The 25,767-nt window shown below is 61.5% G+C and carries 19 protein-coding genes and 1 tRNA gene; 17 read left to right on the forward strand and 3 right to left on the reverse strand.

Going from position 1 to position 25,767, the window contains the following annotated elements:
• Positions 1 to 5 precede the first annotated feature (5 nt).
• A complete protein-coding gene (locus PFLCHA0_RS07420) occupies positions 6 to 962 on the forward strand; it encodes a MucB/RseB C-terminal domain-containing protein (RefSeq protein ID WP_015634518.1) in 957 nt (318 codons plus the stop codon).
• A 224-nt stretch (positions 963 to 1,186) separates the two neighbouring features.
• On the forward strand, positions 1,187 to 2,617 hold the full coding sequence (locus PFLCHA0_RS07425) for a DegQ family serine endoprotease (protein WP_011059790.1): 1,431 nt from the start codon (positions 1,187 to 1,189) through the stop codon (positions 2,615 to 2,617).
• Positions 2,618 to 2,692: 75 nt separating this feature from the next.
• Here the strand turns inward: PFLCHA0_RS07425 and PFLCHA0_RS07430 are convergent, their stop codons facing one another.
• Positions 2,693 to 4,126 carry a M48 family metalloprotease gene (locus PFLCHA0_RS07430; protein WP_011059791.1) on the reverse strand — a complete coding sequence of 478 codons (1,434 nt, stop codon included), beginning with the start codon at positions 4,124 to 4,126 and terminating at the stop codon, positions 2,693 to 2,695.
• 232 nt (positions 4,127 to 4,358) lie between these two features.
• On the opposite strand from PFLCHA0_RS07430, the gene PFLCHA0_RS07435 reads away from it, so the two are divergent.
• Positions 4,359 to 4,598 carry a sulfurtransferase TusA family protein gene (locus PFLCHA0_RS07435; RefSeq protein ID WP_011059792.1) on the forward strand — a complete coding sequence of 80 codons (240 nt, stop codon included), beginning with the start codon at positions 4,359 to 4,361 and terminating at the stop codon, positions 4,596 to 4,598.
• A 40-nt stretch (positions 4,599 to 4,638) separates the two neighbouring features.
• Positions 4,639 to 5,709, forward strand: coding sequence for an AI-2E family transporter (locus tag PFLCHA0_RS07440; RefSeq protein ID WP_011059793.1), 1,071 nt, complete (start codon positions 4,639 to 4,641; stop codon positions 5,707 to 5,709).
• 36 nt (positions 5,710 to 5,745) lie between these two features.
• Here PFLCHA0_RS07440 and PFLCHA0_RS07445 read toward each other — a convergent pair whose 3' ends face one another.
• Both PFLCHA0_RS07445 and PFLCHA0_RS07450 read right to left on the reverse strand, forming a co-directional pair.
• Positions 5,746 to 6,219 carry a peroxiredoxin gene (locus PFLCHA0_RS07445; RefSeq protein ID WP_015634519.1) on the reverse strand — a complete coding sequence of 158 codons (474 nt, stop codon included), beginning with the start codon at positions 6,217 to 6,219 and terminating at the stop codon, positions 5,746 to 5,748.
• Between the two features lie 9 nt (positions 6,220 to 6,228).
• A complete protein-coding gene (locus PFLCHA0_RS07450) occupies positions 6,229 to 6,789 on the reverse strand; it encodes a glycine cleavage system transcriptional repressor (RefSeq protein WP_011059795.1) in 561 nt (186 codons plus the stop codon).
• 326 nt (positions 6,790 to 7,115) lie between these two features.
• Between PFLCHA0_RS07450 and dapA the strand changes: the two genes are divergently transcribed.
• The 13 genes from dapA (at position 7,116) to PFLCHA0_RS07515 (ending at position 25,601) form a co-directional block, all read left to right on the forward strand.
• Positions 7,116 to 7,994, forward strand: coding sequence for a 4-hydroxy-tetrahydrodipicolinate synthase (dapA, locus tag PFLCHA0_RS07455; RefSeq protein ID WP_011059796.1), 879 nt, complete (start codon positions 7,116 to 7,118; stop codon positions 7,992 to 7,994).
• A gap of 17 nt (positions 7,995 to 8,011) precedes the next feature.
• Positions 8,012 to 9,127, forward strand: coding sequence for an outer membrane protein assembly factor BamC (gene bamC / locus PFLCHA0_RS07460; RefSeq protein WP_011059797.1), 1,116 nt, complete (start codon positions 8,012 to 8,014; stop codon positions 9,125 to 9,127).
• Positions 9,128 to 9,131: 4 nt separating this feature from the next.
• The gene (locus tag PFLCHA0_RS07465; RefSeq protein ID WP_011059798.1) at positions 9,132 to 9,890 is read left to right on the forward strand and encodes an MBL fold metallo-hydrolase; all 759 of its coding nucleotides are present in this window, start codon (positions 9,132 to 9,134) and stop codon (positions 9,888 to 9,890) included.
• Positions 9,891 to 9,918: 28 nt separating this feature from the next.
• The gene (gene purC, locus PFLCHA0_RS07470) at positions 9,919 to 10,632 is read left to right on the forward strand and encodes a phosphoribosylaminoimidazolesuccinocarboxamide synthase (RefSeq protein WP_011059799.1); all 714 of its coding nucleotides are present in this window, start codon (positions 9,919 to 9,921) and stop codon (positions 10,630 to 10,632) included.
• 84 nt (positions 10,633 to 10,716) lie between these two features.
• Positions 10,717 to 10,806: transfer RNA gene (locus PFLCHA0_RS07475), tRNA-Ser, on the forward strand.
• A 573-nt stretch (positions 10,807 to 11,379) separates the two neighbouring features.
• On the forward strand, positions 11,380 to 11,946 hold the full coding sequence (locus PFLCHA0_RS07480) for a fimbrial protein (RefSeq protein WP_015634520.1): 567 nt from the start codon (positions 11,380 to 11,382) through the stop codon (positions 11,944 to 11,946).
• A 27-nt stretch (positions 11,947 to 11,973) separates the two neighbouring features.
• Positions 11,974 to 12,717 carry a fimbrial biogenesis chaperone gene (locus PFLCHA0_RS07485; protein ID WP_015634521.1) on the forward strand — a complete coding sequence of 248 codons (744 nt, stop codon included), beginning with the start codon at positions 11,974 to 11,976 and terminating at the stop codon, positions 12,715 to 12,717.
• Positions 12,718 to 12,892: 175 nt separating this feature from the next.
• Positions 12,893 to 15,475: a fimbria/pilus outer membrane usher protein gene (locus tag PFLCHA0_RS07490; RefSeq protein ID WP_155246648.1), complete on the forward strand. Its 2,583-nt coding sequence runs from the start codon at positions 12,893 to 12,895 to the stop codon at positions 15,473 to 15,475.
• Positions 15,475 to 16,233 carry a fimbria/pilus periplasmic chaperone gene (locus PFLCHA0_RS07495; protein ID WP_015634523.1) on the forward strand — a complete coding sequence of 253 codons (759 nt, stop codon included), beginning with the start codon at positions 15,475 to 15,477 and terminating at the stop codon, positions 16,231 to 16,233. The genes PFLCHA0_RS07490 and PFLCHA0_RS07495 overlap by 1 nt, the downstream gene beginning before the upstream one ends.
• A 94-nt stretch (positions 16,234 to 16,327) precedes the next feature.
• Positions 16,328 to 17,959 (forward strand): ShlB/FhaC/HecB family hemolysin secretion/activation protein, encoded by a 1,632-nt coding sequence (locus tag PFLCHA0_RS07500; protein WP_015634524.1) that lies wholly within the window; start codon positions 16,328 to 16,330, stop codon positions 17,957 to 17,959.
• A 75-nt stretch (positions 17,960 to 18,034) separates the two neighbouring features.
• Complete coding sequence (locus PFLCHA0_RS07505; RefSeq protein WP_015634525.1) at positions 18,035 to 21,094, forward strand: two-partner secretion domain-containing protein; 3,060 nt, start codon at positions 18,035 to 18,037, stop codon at positions 21,092 to 21,094.
• A 229-nt stretch (positions 21,095 to 21,323) separates the two neighbouring features.
• Positions 21,324 to 22,466, forward strand: a complete 1,143-nt coding sequence (locus tag PFLCHA0_RS07510; RefSeq protein ID WP_015634526.1) for a fimbrial protein — start codon at positions 21,324 to 21,326, stop codon at positions 22,464 to 22,466.
• A gap of 144 nt (positions 22,467 to 22,610) precedes the next feature.
• Complete coding sequence (locus tag PFLCHA0_RS07515) at positions 22,611 to 25,601, forward strand: two-partner secretion domain-containing protein (RefSeq protein WP_015634527.1); 2,991 nt, start codon at positions 22,611 to 22,613, stop codon at positions 25,599 to 25,601.
• The last annotated feature ends 166 nt before the right edge of the window (positions 25,602 to 25,767 follow it).

Genomic DNA, 25,767 nt, shown 5'->3' on the forward strand with positions numbered 1-25,767 from the left:
GGATCATGCGCGCCATACCTCTATTAACGCTTCTGCTCAGTGGCTGGTTTGTAGTTCCAGCCCATGCCGACGAAGCCCAGGACTGGTTGCAGCGTCTTGGGCAAGCGGAACAGCAGCAAAGCTTTCAGGGCACTTTCGTTTACGAGCGCAACGGTAGTTTTTCTACCCATAACATCTGGCATCGTGTCCAGGATGGAAAGGTCCGTGAGCGGTTGATCCAGCTCGATGGGTCCGCTCAAGAGGTGGTGCGTGTCGATGGTCGTACCCAGTGCGTCAGTGGCGAGTTGGTGGCAGGTCTCGGGGATTCCCCGGACGGTGCGGCCCGAGCCCTGGACCCGCAAAAACTCAAGAATTGGTACAACCTTGCTGTCATCGGCAAGTCGCGCGTGGCCGGTCGCCAGGCGGTGATCGTTTCGGTCACGCCCAAGGACCAGCATCGCTATGGTTTCGAGCTGCACCTGGATCGTGAGACCGGGCTGCCGCTCAAGTCCCTGTTGCTCAACGACAAGGGGCAGTTGCTGGAGCGCTTCCAGTTCACTCGCCTGGATACTGCGGATGTGCCTGACGACGTCGAGTTGCGTCCCAGCGCTGGCTGCAAGCCGGTGTCTCTGGACAGCGACAAGGCCTCGGCGGTCAAGACTGTGCAAACCTGGCATTCCGACTGGCTGCCTCCGGGCTTCGAATTGACCAGCAGCAGTGCCCGCAAGGATCCGGAAACCAAATCCATGGTCAACAGCCTGCTGTATGACGATGGTCTTGCGCGCTTTTCGGTGTTTCTCGAGCCGCTCAACGGCGCATCGGTCACCGATACCCGCACTCAGCTCGGACCTACGGTGGCTGTATCACGCCGCCTGACTACCCCCGATGGCGAGATGATGGTCACGGTGGTCGGGGAGATCCCCATTGGTACTGCTGAACGTATTGCGCTGTCGATGCGTTCCGATACCACTGCCAAGCAATGAGCCTTTGTTGGTTGTGTAAGAGGTCAGTGATGCCCGCTCCACAATTGAGAAGATGAAATGTTTGGTCAGCAATTTCATTTGCAAAATTCCCAGAGTTTTTCTATAGGTCAGAACCCCCTCGGTTCTGACCTTATTTGTCGTTCCTGGAACAAAGATGCCGCCCCTGCAGTTTCGGTATTTGCTGTTCCATATCGCTTAACCACGCTCGTCGTAACGGGAGCCGTATGTCGATACCACGCTTGAAGTCCTACTTCACCATTCTTGCCACCGTGCTGGTGCTTGGGCAGGCCGTTTCTGCCCAGGCGGCCGAGCTGCCTGATTTCACCCAACTGGTCGAGCAGGCCTCGCCTGCGGTGGTGAACATCAGTACCACGCAGAAACTGCCGGACCGCCGGGTTTCCAACTCGGCGCAGATGCCCGACCTCGAAGGCCTGCCGCCAATGCTGCGCGAGTTCTTCGAACGGGGCATGCCACAGCCACGCTCTCCGCGCGGGGATCGTCAGCGCGAAGCGCAGTCGCTGGGTTCCGGGTTCATCATCTCCGCGGACGGTTATATCCTTACCAACAACCACGTGATCGCCGATGCGGACGAAATTCTTGTGCGTCTGGCCGATCGCAGTGAGCTGAAAGCCAAGCTGATCGGTACCGATCCACGCTCTGACGTAGCACTGCTGAAAATCGATGGCAAAGACCTGCCGGTGCTGAAACTGGGTAAATCCCAGGACCTCAAGGCCGGCCAGTGGGTGGTGGCCATCGGCTCGCCGTTCGGCTTCGACCATACCGTGACCCAGGGTATCGTCAGTGCCATCGGTCGCAGTCTGCCGAACGAAAACTACGTGCCGTTCATCCAGACCGACGTGCCGATCAACCCGGGCAACTCCGGTGGCCCGCTGTTCAACCTGGCCGGTGAAGTGGTGGGGATCAACTCGCAGATTTACACCCGCTCCGGTGGTTTCATGGGCGTGTCTTTCGCCATCCCGATCGATGTGGCGATGGACGTTTCCAACCAGCTGAAAACCGGTGGCAAAGTCAGCCGTGGCTGGCTTGGCGTGGTAATCCAGGAGGTCAACAAGGACCTGGCTGAATCCTTCGGCCTGGAGAAACCGGCCGGCGCGCTGGTGGCACAGATCCAGGATGATGGCCCGGCGGCCAAGGGCGGCCTGCAAGTGGGGGACGTGATCCTCAGCCTCAATGGCCAGCCCATCGTCATGTCGGCCGACCTGCCGCACCTGGTAGGCGCGCTGAAGGCCGGGGCCAAGGCCAACCTGGAAGTGATCCGCGACGGCAAGCGCAAGAATGTCGAGCTGACCGTCGGCGCTATTCCTGAAGAAGACAAAGACCTGAGCATGCTGCCCAAGTCGGGTGTCGAGCGCAGCAGCAACCGTCTGGGTGTAGCGGTGGTCGAGCTCAACGATGAGCAGAAGAAAGCCTTCGACCTCAAGGGCGGGGTGGTCATCAAGGAAGTCCAGGACGGTCCTGCGGCGCTGATCGGCCTGCAGCCGGGCGACGTGATCACTCACCTGAACAATCAGGCGATCACTTCGGCGAAGGAGTTCACTGAAATCGCCAAGGCATTGCCGAAGAACCGCTCGGTGTCCATGCGGGTACTGCGTCAGGGGCGAGCCAGCTTCATCACCTTCAAGCTGGCCGAGTAATTCGCCAGTCCCTGAGGTTGCCCAATAAAAAGCCCGCCTCGTAAGAGGCGGGCTTTTTTGTGGCTTGCGTCAATGTCAGCGCATCATGTCCTTGACCATCTGTTCCTGGTCCATCATCTCGCGCTGACGAGCGTCGATCCTCGACGACAGGGGGAAGTTGCTGCCGGCCCGGCGCTTGGCGAAGTCCAGCTGCTGGATGGCTTGGCGATAGTCGCCCACCAGTGCGAAGTACTCGGCTCGGGCCTGGTGCAGGCCGATGATATTGCCCGACAGGCCGCGGGTTTCCGCCACCAGGTACCAGACATCCGGGTCGTCCGGGCGGCTTTTCAGCAGGCCTTCCAGGGCCTTTTCGGCATCGGCCGGGCGGTTCTGCTTGAGCAGCAGGTCCACGCGGATCTGGTTCAAGGGGTAGTTGCCCGGGTACAGGTTGAGCATCCTTTCGACCCGAGTCTGCGCGTCTGGCAGTCGGCTGTTGGCCATGTCCAGTTCGATCTGAGCCAGGTTGTAGGTCACGTCGTTGGGCGACTTGGCCAGCAGGGGCTTGAGGTTTTCCCGTGCTTCGTTCCACTGGCTGCCCTTGATCTGGGCGATGGCCAGGCCGTAGCGAGCGATGTCGTTCTTCGGGTTCTCATCGAGCTGCGCGCGAAAGCGCTTGGCGGCCAGCCCTGGCGATTCCTCATAGGTCAGTTGCACCCGGGCGCGGATCAACTGGTAGCGCAGGCTGTCTTCGGTGCCGCCTTGCCGGGCCTGTTCCGCGCGGTTGCGGGTGTCGGCGATCCGCGATTCGGTCACCGGGTGAGTCAGGAGAAATTCCGGCGGCTTGGCATCGAAGCGGTACTGGCGCATCAGGCGTTCGAACATGGTGGGCATTGAGCGCGGGTCGTAGCCGGCCTTTTCCAAATTGAGGATGCCGATGCGGTCGGCTTCCTGCTCGTTCTGCCGGGAGAAGCGCCGCTGTTCCTGGATGGCTGCGGCCTGGGTGCCGGCGATGGTGGCGATCCCCGCGTCCCCGGCGCCAGCGGCGGCAATCACGATCCCGGCCAGCAGGGCGGCCATCATCGGCACCTGCATGCGCTGCTGGGCTTCGACCCCCCGGGCGAAATGGCGCTGTGAAAGGTGCGCCAGTTCGTGGGCCAGCACCGAGGCGTACTCGCCTTCGGTCTGGGCATTGAGGAACAGCCCGCCATTGACCCCGATGATTCCCCCGGGAGCGGCGAAGGCGTTGAGCTGCGGGCTGTTGATCAGGATGAACTCCAGGCGCCGGTCGTTGACCTGGCTGGTCTCCACCAGTTTGTAGACGCTGGTTTCGACATAGTCCTTGAGTTGCGGGTCGTTGAGCTGCGAAACCTGGCTGCGCAGCAACGCCAGCCAGGCACGGCCCAGCTGGTATTCCTGTTGCGGAGAGACAATGGCTGAACTGGCATCACCAAGTGACGGCAGGTCGTCGGCGAAGCCCGGTGAGGCGAGCAGGCAAGCGAGCGTCAGCAGGGTAGGGCGCAATACATTCATGCACAAAGCCTTAATCGACAAAGGCTCTACTGTAGCTGGACACCTGGCCGGGGACCAGACAAAGCCAGTGAAAACTCTGAGGATAAAAAGTGCTTTTGGGTAAATTCCGGCGTCTACCTGATCGTGGCTTCGGCAGCGCGCGGCAGTGCTCTGGTGTCGGGCTTCTTTATTGCCGACGGGCCTGGCTTGCAGGGTATTCTAGACGCCTTGAATTGATGATCGGAGTAACCCAATGACCGATGTTGTCGCCCATGATGCCGAGCTGGACGCCAGCGGCCTGAACTGCCCGCTGCCGCTGCTCAAGGCCAAGATGGAACTCAATCGCCTGGCCAGTGGCGCGGTACTCAAGGTCATTGCCACCGATGCCGGCTCCCAGCGTGACTTCCGCACTTTCGCCCGCCTGGCCGGTCATACCCTGCTGCGTGAAGAGGATGAGGCCGGGGTGTATCGCTACTGGTTGAAAAAGGCCTGAGCGCAGTCTGCCCTTGAGGGCCTTCATCTAAGGAACATCGATGTTCAAAGTGCTACGTGACTGGATTCAGCGCTACTTCTCGGATGAAGAGGCGGTGGTGCTGGCCGTTCTGCTGTTTCTGGCCTTCACTGCCGTCCTGACCCTGGGCGGCATGCTCGCGCCGGTGCTGGCGGGGATGGTCCTGGCCTACCTGATGCAGGGGCTGGTGGTGAGCCTGGAGCGGCTGCGCCTGCCTGGCGGGGCGGCCGTGGGGCTGGTGTTCGCGCTGTTCATGGGGCTGCTGCTGGTGTTCATCCTGGTGGTGGTGCCGTTGCTCTGGCATCAGTTGATCACCCTGTTCAACGAGCTGCCGGGCATGCTCGCCAAGTGGCAGTCGCTCTTGCTGCTGTTGCCCGAGCGCTACCCGCATCTTGTGTCCGACGAGCAGGTGCTGCAGGCCATCGAAGTGGCCAGGGGCGAGATCGGCAAGTTCGGCCAGTGGGCGCTGACCTTCTCCCTGTCCAGCCTGCCCTTGCTGGTGAACATCATGATCTACCTGGTACTGGTGCCGATCCTGGTGTTCTTCTTCCTCAAGGATCGGGCGATGATCAGCCGCTGGGTGATCAGCTATCTGCCCCGCGAACGTACGCTGATTACTCGCGTGGCCCATGAAATGAACCGGCAGATCGCCAACTACATTCGCGGCAAGGTCATCGAGATCGTCATCTGTGGCGGGGTGACCTACATCGCCTTCGTCGCCCTGGGCCTGAACTATGCAGCCCTGCTGGCTCTGCTGGTGGGGGTCTCGGTGGTGGTGCCCTATGTCGGCGCCGTGGTGGTAACGGTACCTGTGGCGCTGATTGCGCTGTTCCAGTGGGGCTGGAGCGATCAGTTCATCTACCTGATGGCGGTCTACGGGATCATCCAGACCCTGGATGGCAACGTGCTGGTGCCGCTGCTGTTCTCCGGCGCGGTGAACCTGCACCCGGTGGCGATCATCTGTGCGGTGCTGCTGTTTGGCGGGCTGTGGGGGTTCTGGGGGATATTCTTTGCGATTCCCCTGGCGACCCTGTTCAAGGCGGTGCTGGATGCCTGGCCCAGGAAGGACCCGGTGGTGGCACCTCTACTCTAGGTACGCGGGGCGGCTGATACAGCCGCCCCGGTCATTTCAGGCCTTGTTCAGGGCCTGGGCCGCGGCCAGTACGGCGTCGACGTGCCCGGGTACCTTCACCCCTCGCCATTCCTGGCGCAACACACCGTCCTTGTCGATCAGGAAGGTGCTGCGGTCCACCCCCAGGTATTCCTTGCCATAGAGCTTCTTCAGCTTGATCACGTCGAACAGCTGGCAGACGGCTTCGTCCTTGTCGCTGATCAGCTCGAAGGGGAACTCCTGTTTGCACTTGAAGTTCTCGTGGGACTTCAGGCTGTCGCGGGAAACGCCGAAGACTTCGGTGTTGGCGGCCTGGAAGGCGGCGTACTGATCACGAAAGCCCTGGCCCTCGGTGGTGCAGCCCGGGGTGCTGTCCTTGGGGTAGAAGTAGATCACCACTTGCTTGCCCTTGAGGCCGGACAGGCTGACGGTCTGGCCGCTGGTGGCAGGGGCCTGGAAATCGGCAATAGGTTGATCGATAGCAACGGCCATGGGGCTTCCTTACATAGGGTTCTGTGGGCGCCAGGGTTCGATCAGCGCGTCGAGGTTCATGGCATCGGCAAAGTCCAGGAACTGGTCGCGCAGCCAACTGATCTGGGTGCCGGCGGGCAGGGTCACGGTAAAGGTGGCATTGAGCATGGTGCCGCCGGTCTGTGGAGCCTGGTAGGTATCGCAGGTGAGGTTTTCCAGCTCGACCTGATGGTCGATGAAGAACTGGCACAGCTCATTGACGATGTCCGAGCGGTACGCGGCGCTGACGTAGGCCACATAAGGCAGGGCCTGGGGGCGGCTTTCCAGGGCGGCGCTGCGCACCACGTTGACCGTGAAGGCATGCTTCTTGGCCAGGAACGGCAGGCTGCTTTCCAGGCGCGCCAGGGCGTCCCAGCTGCCGGAAATCTCCAGAACCAGCGCGCTGCACTCGCCATGCCGGGTCAGGCGCGACGTCACCACGGCGCAGCGGTTTTCATGGCTGGCGCGGCACAGGACGTTGGTCAGCTCCATGGGGTTGGCGCCGAGGGCACTGATGACAAGGAATTGTTCGCGAACTGTGGGGGTGGACATGCAGCATTCCTAAAGCGATGAGCGGTCGGTACTTTTTGACAAGCCAGTACCGGGCAAGCGTCGCCGGCGGAACTTCAAGGCCTCGGACCACAAGCCGGCGACTGGCCCCGAAACGCTCGGAACACAGGCTGGCAACGCGGGAATGGGGCTTTGCAGATCCAACAGGCAGGCGATAACCCGGTCTACACGCTTATCAGTAGCGATCAAAGCCTGAAGGGTAGCGAAAACCATCGCTCAGGGGAATGCTCATGGCGCGGGACTTCGCTTGTGCAAGGAACTTGGCGCCAGTACCATTACCGCTCTCTTTTTCCGGCAGGAGCGGTTGCATGATTGCGGGCAGTATGGTGGCACTGGTCACACCCATGGATGCACAGGGAAATCTCGACTGGGACAGCCTGAGCAAACTGGTGGACTTCCACCTGCAAGAGGGCACCAACGCCATCGTGGCGGTCGGCACCACAGGTGAGTCGGCCACCCTGGATGTGAACGAGCACATCGAAGTGATTCGTCGGGTGGTCACCCAGGTTGCAGGGCGCATTCCGGTGATCGCCGGTACCGGCGCCAACTCGACGCGCGAAGCGATCGAGTTGACCACCAATGCGAAGATCGCCGGCGCCGATGCGTGCCTGCTGGTGACCCCGTACTACAACAAGCCGACCCAGGAAGGCCTGTACCAGCATTTCCGCGCCATTGCCGAGGCCGTGGACATCCCGCAGATCCTCTACAACGTTCCGGGCCGCACCGCATGCGACATGCAGGCCGAGACCGTGATCCGCCTGTCCAGCGTGAAGAACATCATCGGGATCAAGGAAGCCACCGGCGACCTGCAGCGCGCCAAGGCCATCCTGGCCGGCGTGCCCGGCGATTTCCTGGTGTACTCCGGCGATGACGCCACCGCAGTCGAGCTGATCCTGCTGGGCGGCAAGGGCAATATCTCGGTGACCGCCAACGTCGCGCCACGGGCCATGAGCCAGATGTGCGCCGCGGCCATGGCCGGCGATGCCGCCAAGGCCCGGGAGATCCACGAGACCCTGATGCCGCTGAACAAGACTCTGTTCATCGAATCCAACCCTATTCCCGTGAAATGGGCCCTGCACGAAATGGGCTTGATGCCGGACGGTATCCGTCTGCCGCTCACCTGGCTCAGTGCCGCCTGTCACGAACCGCTGCGGCAGGCCATGCGCCAGTCCGGCGTCTTGGTTTAATTGAGGAAGTACAACGCATGAAGCGAATGGCCGGACTTTCCGCACTTGCCTTGATTATCTCCAGCACCAGTGGCTGCGGTTGGATCTGGGGCCCGGAAGGCTACTTCCGTGACCGGGGTAGCGATTACCTGCAAGCGCAACAAACAGCACCGATGCAATTGCCGCCGGATGTACAGACCGCCAAGCGTCTGGACCCTCTGCTGCCGATTCCGCGCAACGTGGCCGACGACAACGTCAAGGGCGAGTACGAAGTGCCTCGTCCCCAGCCGCTGTCGGCTATTGCCGATGCCAGCGACTACACCCTGCAAAAGAGCGGCGATTCGCGTTGGGTCATGGCCCAGCATCCACCGGCCGAAGTCTGGCCAGTGGCGGTGCAGTTCTTCCAGGACAACGGTTTCCGCCTGGATCAGCAGCGCCCGCAAACCGGTGAGTTCACCACCGGCTGGCAGCGTTCCGACGAACTTTCCGCTGCCGTGGCCAAGCGCCTGAGCAGTGCCGGCGTCGCCGCCGACAGCGAAACCCGCGTACGGGTACGCATCGAGCCGGGCGTGCAGCGCAACACCAGTGAAGTCTACGTGGTCAGTGCCGAGCGTCCCGCCGGCAGCACTGCCGACGTGGAGTTCACCAACCGTTCGGTCAACACCGGCCTGGACGCAGCGCTGGTGGACGACATGCTGGCAAGCATGAGCCGCACCTCCGAGAAGGGCGGTTCGGTGTCTCTGCTGGCGGCCCGCGATTTCGATACCCCGAGCCGAGTCAGCCTCAGCGAGGACGGCAGCGGCAACCCGGTACTGAACCTGGGCGCCGACCTCGATCGCGCCTGGTCCAGTGTTGGCCGTGCCCTGGAACAGGGCGAATGGCGGGTTGAGGACATCAACCGCAGCCTGGGCCTGTACTACATCAACCTGGCGGAAAAAGCCGAGAAGAAAGACGACGAGCCGGGCTTCTTCGGCAAGTTGTTCGGCAGCAAGCCGGCCAAGGAAGAGATCGAAGCCCGTGCCGAGCGCTATCAGGTTCGCCTGAGCAAGGTAGGCGAGAACGTCCAGGTCACCGTCGAGAAGAACATCAACACCGTGGCGCCGGCCGATGTGGCACGCAAAGTGTTGGGCGTGATTCAGGACAACCTGGGCTGATCTGATGCGTTTTGCCGTTCTCGGCAGTGGTAGCCAAGGGAATGGCACGCTGATCGTCAGTGCCGACACCTGCGTTCTGGTGGACTGTGGTTTCTCCCTGCGGGAAACCGAGCGGCGCCTGCTGCGTCTGGGAGTCGATCCCGCGCAGTTGAGCGCCATCCTGGTAACCCACGAACATGCCGACCACGTGCATGGCGTGGGTTTGCTGTCTCGGCGCTACAATCTACCGGTCTACCTCAGCCAGGGCACCTTGCGCGGGATGCGCAAACCGGTGGAGGTCGCGGGTTTTGTCCGCGGTGGCGAGTCGCTGCAGATCGGCGCCTTGCGCATCGACGTGATTGCCGTGGCCCACGACGCCCAGGAACCTACGCAATTTGTCTTCAGTGATGGCCAGCGGCGCTTCGGCCTGCTGACCGACCTCGGCTCCTACTGCGCCGGGGTGCTGGACGGCTACCGTGGCCTGGATGCCTTGATGATCGAGGCCAACCATTGCCGGGATCGGCTGGCACGGGGTTATTACCCGTACTTTCTCAAGCAGCGGGTTGGCGGCGACCTGGGACATTTGAACAACCATCAGGCCGCAAGCCTGGTGGCCGAATTGGGATGGCAGGACCTGCAGCACCTGGTCCTGGCTCATCTGAGCAGCAAGAACAACCTGCCGCAGCTGGCCCGGCAATGTTTTGTCGACACCCTCGGGTGCGACCCGGACTGGCTGCAACTGGCCGATCAAGATTCAGGGCTCGACTGGCGCCACATCGCCTAGCCCACCTACTTAGCAAGCGGAGCCCATCATGGAAAAACGTGAAGAACTCTACCGCGGCAAAGCCAAATCGGTTTACAAGACCGACGACGCCGACCGCTTGATCCTGCTGTTTCGCAACGACACCTCGGCGTTCGACGGCAAGCGCATCGAGCAGCTGGACCGCAAGGGGATGGTGAACAACAAGTTCAACGCCTTCATCATGCAGAAACTCGAAGCCGCCGGCGTGCCGACCCAGTTCGACAAGCTGCTGGGCGACAACGAATGCCTGGTGAAGAAGCTCGACATGATTCCGGTGGAGTGCGTGGTGCGCAACTACGCCGCCGGCAGCCTGGTCAAGCGCCTGGGCGTGGAAGAGGGCATGAAGCTCAACCCCTACACCTTCGAGCTGTTCCTCAAGGACGACGCCAAGGGCGACCCGTTCATCAACGAATCCCATGTGGTGGCATTCGGCTGGGGTACTGCCGAGCAACTGGCGCGCATGAAAGAGTTGTCGCTCAAGGTCAACGAAGTGCTGAGCAAGCTGTTCGATGACGCCGGCCTGCTGCTGGTGGACTTCAAGCTGGAGTTCGGCGTGTTCAGCGACGGCTCCATCGTCCTGGGCGACGAGTTCAGCCCGGACGGTTGCCGTCTGTGGGACAAGGACACCAAGAAGAAGATGGACAAGGACCGCTTCCGCCAGGGCCTGGGCGATGTGATCGAAGCCTACGAAGAAGTGGCCCAGCGCCTCGGCGTACCGCTGTAATCGACGCAAGCATCTGATAGCACGGAAAAAATTTGCTCGGGGGGCTTCGCTTCGAGCAAAGGTGCTGTTATGATGCGCGCCGTTGGAGAGATGCCAGAGTGGCCGAATGGGACGGATTCGAAATCCGTTGTACCTTCACCGGTACCTAGGGTTCGAATCCCTATCTCTCCGCCATACAAATGAAAGCCCCGGAAATCATCGATTTCCGGGGCTTTTTTGTTGCCCGCAATCGGCCGCCCCGGGCCGTGCGCCCCCCCTCCTTATTTTCCAGCAACGCCTTCTGCCGAACTGTTAGCGCCGGCGGAATCAGCAGCGTCCTGCGCCCGGTCGATTCGGTGGTGCGTGGCCAAATATCAATAGTCCACAATACTTGATGCTGTTATCGGCTATTGGATTGATATTCCAGGAAGTTGTTATTAGCGAGTAACTTTAGTTTGTCTGTTGTTTAAGTCGGTTTTCCCTTCCGAGAAATTTCCTGTTTCTCTGCGCGAGCATTCTCGGAAATCATGCTGTAGTGATCTTGATCCAAATAAATCGACTCTTCTATATGCTTGGTCGCTGCTGGCAGACCCGATCCGAACTTGTAGTTCAAGCCGGCCGGGGTGCCGGGAACAAGCAGCATTAATTAACTTTTATAAGGTCAGGCAAATCCGTTCTTCCAGGCTGGCGGCAGTATTATTGTCGGTTGCTTTCGGAGGGAAGTGTTTTGTTGTTGCTTCCTTATAATCATTTGGAAAAGGAAATCAGATGAAACGCAAGACTCTCTTGTCCATGGCAACTTCCGGGTTGATGCTGGCAGCATTGATTCCATCCTTTGCCCAAGCTACCGATGGCGTGGTGAAGTTCAGTGGCAGCATCTCTGACACTACCTGCGATATCAACGGCAAGGCACCGGGCGAAGGTAACGAAACCAACGTTGAACTCGGCACTATCAAGCCTACTGTGTTTGACAAGATCGGTGCGAGGTCTCCACTGGTACCGTTCGTACTGCAACTCTCGGGGGCCAACTGCACCGCCGGTAAGAAGGTTTCCATCGAGTTCGATCAGCTCGGTAACGTCGACCCTGCCTCCGGCAACCTCAAGCTGATCGGGAGCAAGCCTGCAACGGGCGTGCAGATCGAGGTCTATAACGACCATGACACCACGCCACAGAAAATCGTCCTGGGCCAAGCCGAAGCATCCCCGCAGATCGCTACGATCTCCACCGACAAGGCGGCAACCCTGAAGTACAAGGCCGCTTACGTATCTACTGAAGCCACCGTCGGTGCAGGTTCGGGCGTGTCCTACATCCGCTACACCCTTGCGTACCAATAACAGCAGTTAGTTATTAAGGGGCAGGTCATGACGCCGACTGCGCGTTTTGTTCATTCTCTCGTTATCGGTGTCATGTTCCTGGGGATACTGTCGGGGGCCGCGCATGCCGGGATAGTACTGGAAGGTACGCGCCTGGTTTATCCAGCAGATGCTCGTGAAGTTACATTGAAGTTGAGTAACACCGGCTCTGTGGCCTTATTGGCGCAAAGTTGGATCGACGAAGGCGATGCCAACAAGTCTCCTGAGGAAATCAAGGTTCCTTTTCTTCTGGCTCCTGCAGTCAGTCGGGTGGAAGCGGGAGGCTCGGCGATATTGCGTGTGTCTTATTCAAAAGAACCCTTGGCAAAAGATCGCGAATCATTGTTCTGGCTGAATGTACTGGAAACGCCACCACGGCGAAAACAGGACGAAAACGTATTGCAGTTTGCATTCAGGACTCGGATCAAGATTTTCTTCCGTCCTGACAACTTGATTGGCAATGCGGGCATGGCTGGCGAAAAGCTCAAGTGGGAATTAAGTCGAGCAGGCGCTTCGCAAGTGCCGGTTATCAAAGTGTACAACCCAACACCTTATTACGTGTCCTTCGGACGCATGGAAGTTGCTGTGTCAGGCCGTCGAATCGATTTGAAGCCAGGCATGGTCGCACCCTTCGGATATGAGTCTTTCTCCTGGCCAGCGGGCGCTCCGTCACAGCCGGCCAAGGCATCAATTGAATATGAGGTGATCGATGATTTCGGCGGCCGAGGCCTGCTGAAAAAGTCGCTTCTTTGACGGGGTTCCTCATCACTTCTGTGGGCTTTTCAGTGGCTTGGTTTTCTTGAGGGGCAGGGGCTTCGTTATGTCGCGTATTCCGTGCCATCGGCATTTGCGTGCGAGCTGTTCTGGGCCTTCATCCGGCCGCAGACGGGTTCCGGCGACGCAGTCACTGTGTCTGGCGGCGGTGCTGATGAGCAATTCCATGGTGCTGGTGGCCGACCAGGACGGCATCGCGCCGGCGACGGCAGAGGCCGCGGATACGGGCTCCAGCCAGGATGTGTTGTTCGACAGCCAGATGCTATTTCAAGGTAAGGGCACTCCCATCGATACCTCGCGCTTTCAACAAGTGGGCTATGTCGCGCCCGGCACTTACTTGCTTGATGTGCTGGTGAGCAGTCAGTGGCGGGCGTTGCAGGAAATCCAGTTCCGCGCCAGCGATGACCCCCAGGGCAGCCAGCCGTGCTACGACCGTTCGTTGTTGCAGCAGTTGGGTATCGACTTGAAAAAGACCGATGCGAGCCTGGGCACCCATTCCTCTCACCCTCTCATGGGCGATGGGCTGTTTTGCGGCGACCTGGGCAGCTACATCCCTGGCGCGACCACCCGCGTCAAAATTGCGGAACAGAAGATCGAGTTGTCGGTGCCGCAGCTTTTCCTGCAGCAGAACCTGTCGAAAACCTACGTCGATCCGGCGAGCTGGGATTACGGCGTGTCCGCGGCCACGCTCAACTACAACACCAGCCTGTTCAGTTCCCAGAGCAATGGGCGAAGCCAGACCGACGGCTATGCCGGGCTCAACCTGGGGCTCAACCTGGGTGACTGGCGTCTGCGTCACAGCGGCACCGCCACCTGGTCGCCTGAGGTGGGCGGCCATTATCAGCGCGGTTACATCTATGCCCAGACCGACCTGCCGGCCTGGCACTCGCAGTTGCTGGTGGGAGAGAGCGCGACCGAAGCCGATCTGTTCGACTCGGTATCGTTTCGCGGTGTCCGGCTGGCCAGCGACCCGCGCATGCTGCCCGAGAGCCAGCGCTACTACGCACCGCAGATCCGCGGCACGGCCAGCACCAATGCCAAGGTCTCGGTCTATCAGCGCGGCTACATGATCTATGAAACCTCCGTTGCACCGGGGCCGTTCGAGATTTCCGATCTGCAAGCGGCGAGCTTTGGCGGCGATCTGGACGTGACGGTCACCGAGGCCAACGGCCAGACCAGCCGCTTTACCGTACCTTTTGCCACCACCGTGCAAACCCTGCGCCCCGGCACCTCACGCTATAGCCTGACGGCGGGCAAGGTGGCGAATCCCGGGCTCGGTGGCAGCGAGCAATATGTGGCCCAGGGCACCCTGCACTACGGCCTGGATAACCAATTGACCGGTTATGCCGGCACGGCACTCACCGGCAGCTACATGTCGGCGCTGATCGGCAGCGCACTGAATACTTCCCTCGGGGCTTTTAGCCTGGACCTGACCCAGGCCCGAACCGAGCTGCCCCGGGGCGGCAGCATGCAGGGCCAAAGCGTGCGCCTGTCCTACAGCAAGAACCTGCCCAACAGCGGGACCAACTTCTCGTTGCTGGCCTACCGCTATTCCACCAGCGGTTACCTGGGCCTGCAGGACGCCATCACCCTGCAGGATCACGTCAACCAGGGCGAGAGCGTCGACTCGTTCGCCCGGGTCCGTGACCGCCTGGATATCAACATCAACCAGCAACTGGGCGACGGCGCAGGGCAGCTCTATGCCACGGGCTCCAGCCTCCAGTACTGGAATCGCCAGGGCCAGACCCTGAACTTCGCCATGGGCTACAGCAACCAGTGGCGCGGTAACAGCTACTCCTTCATGGCTCAGCGCATGCGTGCTTCCAGCAGTGGTTCACGGGCAGGCGCGGGGGCGGACAACACGTTTTTCAGCTTCAGCCTGTCGATTCCCCTGGGGCGGGAAGGGCGCCGGGGTACCACGATCAACAGCTACGCCAGCCATGACAAGCGTTCTGGCGCGCACTACACCAGCGGCATCTCCGGCGTACTGGACAAGGATGGCGACGCCACCTATGCGTTGTCCGCCGCCCATGACCAGCGCCAGGGCGAAACCTCGACCAACGCCAGCCTCAACTATTTCCTGCCCGAGGTTTCCCTGAGTTCGAGCTTTTCCCAGGGCCGCGACTATCGCCAGCAGTCTCTGGGGGCTTCCGGGGGCATGGTGCTGCATTCGGGTGGCTTGACCTTCGCCCAGACCCTGAGTGAAACCACGGGCCTGGTGCATGCTCCCGATGCCAAGGGCGCCCGGGTCGGCTATGCCGACACGCGGGTGGATGGAAGCGGCTATGCCGTGGTCTCCAGCCTGAGCCCCTATCAATTGAACACCGTGGACATCGACCCCACTGGCGTTGCCGACGACGTCGAGCTGCTGCTCAGCTCACGCCATGTGGCGCCGGTGGCGGGGGCGGTGGTGATGCTTTCGTACCCGACCCGCAGGGCGCGTGCGGTGCTGATCGACAGCCAGCAGCCCGATGGCCAGCAGTTGCCGTTTGCTGCCGTGGCCGTCGATGCCCAGGACGGTGCCGAGCTGGGGGCGGTGGGCCAGGGCAGCCGCCTGGTGCTGCGTACCGAGCAGGACCAGGGCACGATTCGCGTGGAATGGGGCCAGGAGCCGGATCAGCAGTGCCTGATCGACTACCAGTTGCCGTCCCGCGATACGGCCTCCGCCACGGGCTATGTGGTGCTTCAGCTTCCCTGCCGGGCGATGCCGGCAGGTTCCGTAGAGGAGCGGCCTTGATGGGCCATCAAGGCGGATATGGCCGTCTTTGCTCCCAGCGTGGTTGCCGGTGGCTGCTGGGGCTGCTGGCCTTGTCCAGCGGCTGGGCCCAGGCCGACCTGTCGATTGTCGGCACACGGTTCATCTATCCCGCCGGCAAGCCGGCCATCAGCATCCGGGTCGGCAATATCGGCCGGGCACCGATCCTGTTGCAGGCCTGGCTGGACAAGGGCAATCCCGAGGCCGATCCCAGTGCGTTGGTGGTGCCGTTCGTACTGTCGCCGCCGATATCCCGGCTCGAGCCTCGGCAGAGCGCAGCACTGGTCCTGCGCTACAGCGGCGAGCCGCTGCCCGGCGATCGTGAGTCGGTGTTCTGGATCAACTTTCTTGAAGTACCGCCCCGGGCGCCCGCGAAGGACGACTTGCTGCGGCTGGCATCGCGCATGCGCATGAAGCTGCTGTACCGCCCCCAGGGCTTGTCCGGCAAGGCTGACGAAGCGGTCAGCCAGTTGCGCTGGAGCCTTGTGGCGCCGGGGCAGGCTGGCGCGGCGCTGCTGGCCGGCAACCCGACCCCGTACTACGTGTCCTTCGCTGAGTTGGCGCTGGGCAGCGGCAATCGATCAATCACATTGCAGGGGATCACCGTGGAGCCCTTCGGCTCGGCGCGGATCGCCCTGCCCGATATGCAGGGAATTACCCCGGATCAGGCGGTGGTTCATTACCAAGTGGCAACTGACAGCGGGGAGACGCTGAGTGGAAGTGCGCGGATACAAGACTGAAGTTGCCTTGGGCAAGTCATCGAACAGCCTGCTTGCGGGGGGCCTTGAACGGCGCTGGCAGCGATTGTCCGGGGGCTGCCTGGGCTTGCTGCTGATGTTGCCCGCAGTGGCGGCTGCCGCGGTGTATGTGCCCAACGCCGGGCAGGCGATGCGCGACATCCAGGCCACGCAACCGGCCTTGCCGGAGCCTCCGGCACCGGAGCTGGACCTGCCGGCGAAGCCGCCGAGCGCCCCTGCCCAGGCTCCGGACACCTCCGGCATCCGCTTGCAGGTCAACGACTTCGTGATCGTCGGCAACCAGGTGTTCAGCAACGAGATGCTGCAAGCCCTGCTGGCGGACCTCAAGGGCCAGGAGCTGGACCTGAACCAGCTGCGCGCGGCCGCCGAGCGCCTGACGACCTATTACCAGAACCAGGGCTACATGCTGGCCCGGGCCTTCCTGCCGGCCCAGGACATCGAGGACGGCGTGGTGCGTATCGAGGTCATGGAAGGTCGCTACGGTCGTATTCAAGTGAACAACCAGTCCCGGGCCCTGAACTCGGTGATCACAGGCCCGTTGTCGTCACTGCACAGCGATACCGCGGTCCGCAGTGAAGATCTTGAACGCAGCCTGCTGCTGTTGAGCGACCTTCCCGGGGTCCGGGTCAAGGGCACTCTCAGTGCCGGCGAGCAGCGCGGCACCACCGACCTGCTGGTCAATGCGCAGCCCGGGCCCTGGGCCAGCGGCACCCTGGAAGCCGACAACTTCGGCGGCTACTACACCGGCGAATACCGCCTGGGGGGCAGCCTCAACCTCAACAACCCCTTGCGCCTGGGCGATCAGTTCAACCTGCGCCTGCTCGGCAGCGACGAGGACCAGCGCTACTACCGCGCCGCCTACAAGCTTCCCCTGGGCCCCTGGTCCACCAGTGTGGGCGTGGCCTATTCGCGGATGAACTACGAGTTGAGCCGGGACTTCGAGGTGCTGGAGGCCCACGGCCAGGCGAGCATCGGCAGTGTCTTCATCACTCAGCCGCTGATCCGCAGCCGCACCTTCGATCTCAGCGCCCAGTTGCAGTACGAGGACAAGCGCCTGCGCGACGACATCGACCTGTTCGAAGTCAGCAGCCAGAAGCATGTGGAACTGTGGAGCCTGAGCCTCAACGGCAACTCCCAGGACAGCCTGCTCGGCGGCGGGCAGAACTTCTTCTACCTCACCTACGGCAGTGGCCGGTTGAGCATCGACGACCCGATGGACCAGTGGCGCGACCATTTCACGGCCGGCACCAACGGTGGCTTTCAGAAGCTCAACCTCAATGCCGCGCGCCTGCAGTACCTGAGCCCGCGCTTTCAGCTCTATGGCCAGTTCAACGGCCAATGGTCCTCGACCAACCTGGACAGCTCGGAAAAATTCGGCATCGGCGGCCCCTTCGATGTGCGCGCCTATCCCCAGGGGACCGGCAGTGGCGACCAGGGCTGGCAGGCCAGCCTGGAGCTGCGCTTTCTCCTGGCCCCGCGCTGGCAGCTCAAGGCGTTTGTCGATCACGGCGCGGTGCAGGTCAACAAGAGCCCCTGGATCCACGACGAGAACCGCCGCCAGCTGTCGGGCGCCGGTGTGGGTGCCAGTTGGAGCGGTCCTTCGCAACAGATCAGCGTGACCAGTGCCTGGGCCCTGGACAACAACCAGGAAGGCAGCGGGCCCGAGCGCACGCCGCGGATCTGGGCCAGCGCGACACAGTATTTCTGAAGGCCAGCGTGTGCTTCGGAGGTGGTGCCGTCCTGCATAGGTTGCAGGGCGTTAATAAGTAGATAAGGAGTCAACGTGAATAAGGTTTATGCATTGGTGTGGAATCAGGCCCAGGGCTGCTGGAGTGTGACCGACGAGGGCGCGCGCCGTCGTCGTCGCTCCGGAACACGCAAGGGCCTGGTGGTGATGGTGGCCGGGCTGCTGGGCATTGGTGTTCTGCCTATGGCCTTCGCGTTGCCGACCGGCGACACGATAGTCTCCGGATCTGCGGACATCCTGACGTTCGACAATGGCAAGCAGATGTCGATCAACCAGCACTCCGACAAGCTGATCACCAACTGGAACGACTTCAGCGTGAACCGCGGCCAGACGGTGACCTTCAGCCAGCCGACCAAGACCTCGGTCGCCCTGAACCGGGTGATCGGCGTCAACGGCAGTAACATCCAGGGGCAGATCAATGCCAACGGCCGGGTGTTCCTGATCAACCCCAACGGCGTGGTATTCGGCAACAACGCTCAGGTCAACGTCGGTGGCCTGGTGGTCTCGACCAAGAACATCAGCGATGACAACTTCAAGGCCGGCAACTACAAGTTTGCCGGGACCTCACAAGCTGAAATCGTCAACAACGGCGTGATTACTACCACCGATGGTGGCAGCGTGGCCCTGCTCGGCAAGACCGTGCGCAACGAAGGCGACATCAAGGCGCAAAAGGGCCGTGTGGCCCTGGGTGGCGGCGACGAGTTCACCGTCAGCTTCGACAGCAACAACCTGCTGGACCTGAAAGTCGATGCCGCGGCGATCAATGCGCTGGTCAGCAACGGCGGCCTGCTCAAGGCCGATGGCGGGCAGGTGTTGATGACCGCACGCAGTGCCGGCTCGATGCTGCAGACCGTGGTCAACAACCAGGGCGCCATCGAAGCCAACACTCTGTCGCGCAAGGCCGGCAAGATCACCCTGGACGGCGGTGATGTCGGCGTGGTCAACGTCGGTGGCTCGATGAGCGCCAACGCACTGACTTCGATCGGTGATGGCGGTGTCGTGGAGACCAAGGGCGCCGACACCAAGGTGCAACTGGCCGCCCGGGTCAACACCTTGGCCACCAATGGCAAGGCCGGTACCTGGAAGATCAGTTCCACCGATATCAATGTCAGCCCAACCTCCACCCCCGGCAGCAACAACGTGTATGCCGATACCCTGTCGTTTAACCTGGCTTCCACCAACGTCGAGTTGAGCAGCAAGTCCGGCGACGTTTCGATCGACGGTGATATCAACTGGAGCAGCGGCAATCACTTGAACGTCGCTTCGGCCCAGGACATCAACCTCAATAAAAACCTGAAGGCCAGCGGTACAGGCGCTCGTGTTGAGCTCCAGGCCGATCGGGACATCAAGCTCAATGGTGCGGTAGCGCTGACCGGTGCCAACAGCAGCCTCGGCCTGGTCTACGGCAACAGCTATGTCCTGGGCGATCGCGGCCAGGTCACCCTGTCCGGCAGCGGCGCTTCGTTCGACGTCAATGATGACCTGTACACAGTGATCCAGAACTCCGCGCAGTTGCAGGCGATCGGCACCAACCTCGGTGGCCTGTATGTGCTGGGCAATGACATCAAGGGCACCGGCATCATCAAGACCATTGGTGGCAACAGACAGTTCAACGGAATCTTCGAGGGCCTGGGCAATACCATCAGTGGTTTCACCGTCAATACCGATGGGCCTTACGGTGGTCTGTTCGGCCGATCGTCCGGCAGCATCAGCAACCTCAAGCTGGCGTCGATGAGAATCAACGGTACTACCTCCAACTCGGGCTTCGGAAAAATCGGTGGCTTGGTGGGCGAGAACACCGGCCGCATCGAAAACGTCAGTGGCACCAACCTGGTCGTGAACGCCAACAGCAATCAGACCAACACCGTCGGTGGCCTGGTCGGCGTCAACGCCGGCGGCAGCATCAACCGTGGATCGGTGACCGGTACGGTGACCGGTAACAACAACACCTTGGCAATGGGCGGCCTGGTCGGCGAAAACAATGTTGGCCGCGCCGGTGTGGGGAGTATTACCAATAGCTCCACCAACGTGCAGGTGTTGGGCACCGTACAGCTCAGTGAGGTGGGTGGCATGGGCGGCCTGGTGGGGATCAACAAGGGCGGGGAAATCAAGGGTTCTTCGAGTGCCGGTACGATCGGAACGGGTTTCCGTCCACCCGTTAACCCACCCGTTCGCCCACCTTACATCGACCCGAACCTGGGTGGTTTGGTGGGCTACAACCAAGGCGGCCTGATTGATAACGCCAGTTCCTCGGTCAATGTCTGGGGTTATGCCGCCAGCCGCATCGGTGGTCTGGTGGGGACCAACAAAAATGGCACCATCATCGACTCCAGCGCCAGTGGTGCGGTTGCGGGTGCAGCGTCCTTGGCCGCAGGTGGCTTGGTGGGCTTCAACCAGAACAGCGAGCTGAAGAACGTCAAGGCCACTGGCACGGTGACTGACTCCACCGGCACCAACATTGGCGGTCTGGTGGGCAAGAACGAGGACAGCCAGATCCACACGGCGGAAGCGACCGGCAATGTGACAGGTGGTGCCAACAGTAATGTCGGTGGCCTGATCGGACACAACTTTGGCGGTAACACCGAATATGTCGTGGCTCGTGGCAATGCCAGCGGCGGCAACATCAGCAACGTCGGCGGGTTGGTGGGTTACAACGACGGTGATCTGAGTTCGGCCGAAGCCAGCGGTGACGTCCGCGGCGGCGTCACCAGCTTCGTCGGCGGCCTGGTGGGTACCAATGGCGACCTTGTCGATCACCGCATCAATAGCGCATCGGCCAAAGGCGACGTAGTGGGCGGTGATCGGAGTGCGGTTGGCGGCCTGGTCGGTCAGAACAATTCGTTCATCACCAACTCCCTGGCCGATGGCCAGGTGAGCGGCGGCGTCTCTGCCCTCCTGGGCGGACTGGTCGGCTTGAACACGGGCGATCTGCGTAACTCTTCGGCCTCCGGCAAGATCAACTTCGTTGCGCGCAACGCCCAGACCTACGGTGGCCTGGTCGGGGTCAACTACGGCGACATGCGCTACAACAGGGCGGAGGAGCTGGCGGCGCAAGTGCCAGCGGTCGGCCTGAACGAGGGCGATATCCGCAACTGATGACCGGTACCCACTGATCTGAGGAAGGGCAGTTCCCCGGTGCACCTGGCTGATGCCTGGCGTACCGGGTGCTGACTGATGACGGGTACCTGCTTGTCTCGTTCCTTGATGATCTTTCTTAAGGGTGGCCGGAAGCAGCCGGCCACTGTTGGACAACCCATCTCGTTTGTGCAGGGCATGGCCGTTCACACAGGCGGTGCTCCAACAGTGCAGACAGGGAGAAAGACAGATGATTCGCCAATGGCTGAGGCTTGTAACCGAGCGTAGACCGCTGTCCCTGTGGGTTCATGGCGTCGTGCTTGCAGCGATGCTTTGCGGCTGGGTCGGCACGCAAGCGCGCGCAGCCTCGGTGAACGGTTATGCCAGGGGCTGCGACGTCACCAGCAACGCCGTTACGCAATGGCGGCTGATCAACCCGTTGAACACCAATACCGCGGTAGGAACCGTGTTATGGCAGCGTACGCTGACCTTGCATACCAGTTTCAACCTGGCTGTCTCCGGCAGACCTCGGGAACTGGTGACTGCGGGGCATTGGACCCCCGGTACGCCGCAGTACGATGGTGCCGCGCCTACCGATGTCGCCGGCATTGGCTTGCGACTGGAGGTTGTTCCTCAAGGGGGCAAGAAAATACGGGTGGCCCAGGTCACCTACCCGATTGCCTTGGAAAAAAATGACGACCTGGTCTTTGAGAGCGGTTTACCCAAGCAGACCATGGTCACCCAGATTATTCAGTCACTGATCCTGACCGTGCCACCGGATCAGTTGCCCACGGGCACCCTCAAAGTGACTCAGGTAACAGGCTCTTCCTACCTGCAGTTGTATGCGTACGACCTGGAAAAAAACGAGTCGACCCTGGGGGCCCAATTGAGCCAGCTCAGCGCACCGCTGACCGGCAGTTGCCGCACGAGCCTGGTCATGGGCGGCATGGACTTCAACATCAACATCGAGCTGCCCAAGACCTGCGTGGTGGAAGCCTACAAAGAGATCGGGGTGCGCTTGGGACGCTTCGCCCTGTCGGACTTTCCCCAGGTCAACGCTACCTCGCCTGCGGTTCCTTTCAGTATCGGCTTGAGCCGTTGTTCGATGCAGGCCAAGCCTCGCATCAGCTTTATCGACAAGTCCGGGGGCTCGTCGGTCCCGGGCGTACTGGGTCTGATCAATTCCAGTACCCGGGGGTTCGGCATTGTCATGACCAATGGGCTGACTTCGGAACGCATCGAGTACAGCGGCCAGAGCTACGAGATGCAGCGCATCGGCGATGGCGCAAGCATTCCCCTGCGGGCCAGCTACATCCGCATTGGCAATGACCAGGAAGTCGAGGCCGGCGGGGAGGCCAACGGGGCCGCAGAGTTCACTTTTACCTTCCCATGATCGCGACCGCTCATTGAGCCGGTTCGTCCGTGGGCGAGTTCTACCCAACACCGTCGTTCAATTTTGAAGGCCTAGCAGGCGCTTCAGCGGCAGTGCCGTGCTGCAAAGGTTTGTAGTACGTAGATAAATCGATATGGAGTTTTCATGAACAAGATCTATGCGTTGGTATGGAACCAGGCCCAAGGCTGCTGGAACGTCACTCACGAAGGCGCCCGGCGTCGGCGTACCGGTTCCGGCAAGGGCCTGGTGGTGGCGGTCGCCAGTCTCCTGGCATTGACCGGGTTGCCCTCGGCGTTTGCCTTGCCCACCGGCGGGGAGGTGGTGTCCGGCAGTGCCGACATCCTGACCCAGGGCCCGAACATGTCGATCAATCAGCATACGGACAAGTTGATCACGAACTGGAATGACTTCAGTGTTCAGACCAATCAATCGGTGACCTTCAATCAGCCCACCAGCACTTCGATTGCCCTGAACCGGGTCGTCGGCGTCAATGGCAGCCAGATTCATGGGCAGATCAACGCCAATGGCCGGGTGTTCCTGATCAACCCCAACGGGGTGGTGTTCGGCCAAGGCTCACAGGTGAATGTCGGTGGCCTGGTGGCTACGACCCGCGACATCAGCGATGCCGATTTCAAGGTCGGCAACTACAAGTTCACCGGTGACTCGGCGGCCGAGGTCGTCAACCAGGGTTCCATCACTGCCGCTGACGGCGGCGGCGTTGCGCTGCTCGGGGCCAAGGTGACCAACCAAGGCACGATCAATGCGCAGAACGGGCGTGTGGCGCTGGCCGCAGGCAATGGCTTCACCGTCAGCTTCGATGACAACCAACTGCTGGACCTGCACGTCGACAGCGCCGCGCTCAACGCGCTGGTGCACAACAGCGGCACCGGCCTGCTCAAGGCCGACGGCGGCCAAGTGCTGATGACCGCCAAGAGCGCGGGTTCGATGCTGCAGACCGTGGTCAACAACCAGGGCACCATCGAAGCCAATACCCTGTCGCAAAAAGCCGGTCGGATCACCCTGGACGGCGGCGATGTGGGCGTGGTCAGCGTCGATGGTTCGCTGCAGGCCAACGCGCTAGGCGGCAAGGGCGATGGCGGGTTGATCGAGACCCGGGGCGCCACCACCCGCGTACAGCTGCCGACCAAGGTCGGCACTCAGTCCAGGGATGGCCGCACGGGCACCTGGAAGATCGCCAGCAACGAAGTCAAGGTGGGCTCCTTCTTCAACGCCAACAGCAACACCGTCCATGCCGACACCCTGTCGCGCAACCTGGCCACGACCAATATCGAACTGGCCAGTGGCAAGGGCGATGTAGCGGTGGAAAACGGGATGCGCTGGTCCAGCGGTAACCAGTTGACCCTCTCTTCGGCCAAAGACATTCGCCTGAATGATCGCCTGTCTGCCTCTGGCGCCAATGCCCGGGTCGAACTCAACGCCCAGGGTGGTATCAAGCTCAACCGTCAACTGACGCTGAGCGGCAGCAACAGCAGCCTCGGGCTGAACCACGGTAGTGGGTTTGTCATGGGCCAGAATGGCGGCGTCACGCTGTCCGGCAACGGGGCGCGCTTCGACGCCAACGGCGAAGCCTACCGGGTCATTCAAGACACCACGCAGTTGCAGGCAATCGACCAGGATCTGGCCGGTCGCTACGTCCTGGGCAACTCCATCAACAGCAGCGCGCGCCTGACCTCCATCGGTGGCCAGCAGGCCTTCAGTGGCATCTTCGATGGCCTGGGCAACACCCTCAGCGGTTTGACGATCAACAGCAACGGCACCGATGGCGGACTGTTCGCCAGCTCGTCCGGCAGCATCGGCAACCTCAAGCTGGCCTCGTTGACCATCAACGGTGCCATGCCCACCTCCGGTCCCAGTGCGCTCGGAGGCCTGGTCGGGCGCAACAGCGGGAAAATTGCCAACGTCAGCGCCAGCAATCTGCGGGTGAATGGCAAGAGCCGACAGGACAACGTGATCGGCGGGCTGGTGGGCAGCAACATCGGTGGTTCCGTCGACGCCTCGTCGATAAGCGGTGTGGTACTGGGCAATAGTTACACCTCGGCGGCCGGTGGCCTGGTGGGCGAGAACCGTCAGGTGGAGGGCAGTGGCGGCACAGTGACCAACAGCAGCGCCGATGTCCGGCTCACCGCCAGCATCGCTGCCAACGCCGAGGGCGGTGTGGGTGGGCTGGTGGGCGTCAACCATCAAGGGCTGATTGCCCATTCCTCCAGTTCGGGAGCGCTCTCCAGTGGTGGCAGCTACAGCTACAAGGGCACCAACCTGGGCGGCCTGGTGGGTTACAACCAGGGTGGCCGTATCGAGGGTTCCCAGTCTTCGGTGGCGGTCTCCGGCAATGGTGCGAGCAATGCCGGTGGCCTGGTTGGCCGCAACGAAGCGGGCCGGATCAGTGATTCGGTAGCCAGCGGCAGGTTGCAGGGCAACAGCTTTGCCACGGCCGGTGGCCTGGTGGGGCTGAACCACGACAGCGTGCTGCGCAACGTCAACGCCAGCGGCGCGGTGAATGCGGGGAACAGCCTGCACATCGGCGGCCTGGTGGGGCAGAACCTTGACAGTGACATCAGCCTTGCCGAAGCGTCCGGCCTGGTTCAGGGGGGTAGCAACAGCACTGTAGGTGGGCTTGTTGGTTCCAACGCTGGTGGGCTCATTGCCAACTCCCTGGCCTTGGGCAATGTCACTGGCAAGGATCAAAGCCATGTCGGCGGGCTCATCGGCTACAACGCCGGGGACCTGAAGTCGGTCGAGGCCCATGGTGATGTCAGTGGCGGTGCCAAGAGCGCGGTCGGTGGTCTGGTGGGGACTCATGGGATTGAGCTGGGTGACAGCCTCATCGACACCGCCTCGGCCAAGGGCAATGTTTCCGGGGGCAGCTACAGCGTGGTCGGTGGTCTGGTGGGGCAGAACAACGCGCGGATCGTCAACACGCTCGCCAGTGGCGAAGTCTCGGGCAACCAGTATGCACAGCTGGGCGGCCTGGCGGGGGTAGACCTGGGTGACATTCGTCAATCGGCAGCCTTCGGCAACATCAAGGTAATAGCTCCGAACTACGCAAGCACGGGCTACGACCGCCCCTTGAATCAGCCAGCCAACCTCAACCAGGGCGAGCCGCGTAACTGGTGATCAACCCCTCTTGATACAAGGAAATGGCCACTCCCTTGGTATGCCGTGCGCGAGCACAGCATATCGAGGTTGGCCTGATTCAGGGCTGCCATGCAGCTTGTCCTGAGCGGCCCGAGGTAACGGGCGCAGTACATCGCTTGGGATTGTGCGAGCACTTAACTGCATT

The sequence above is a fragment of the Pseudomonas protegens CHA0 genome, from assembly GCF_000397205.1.
Classification (GTDB): domain Bacteria; phylum Pseudomonadota; class Gammaproteobacteria; order Pseudomonadales; family Pseudomonadaceae; genus Aquipseudomonas; species Aquipseudomonas protegens.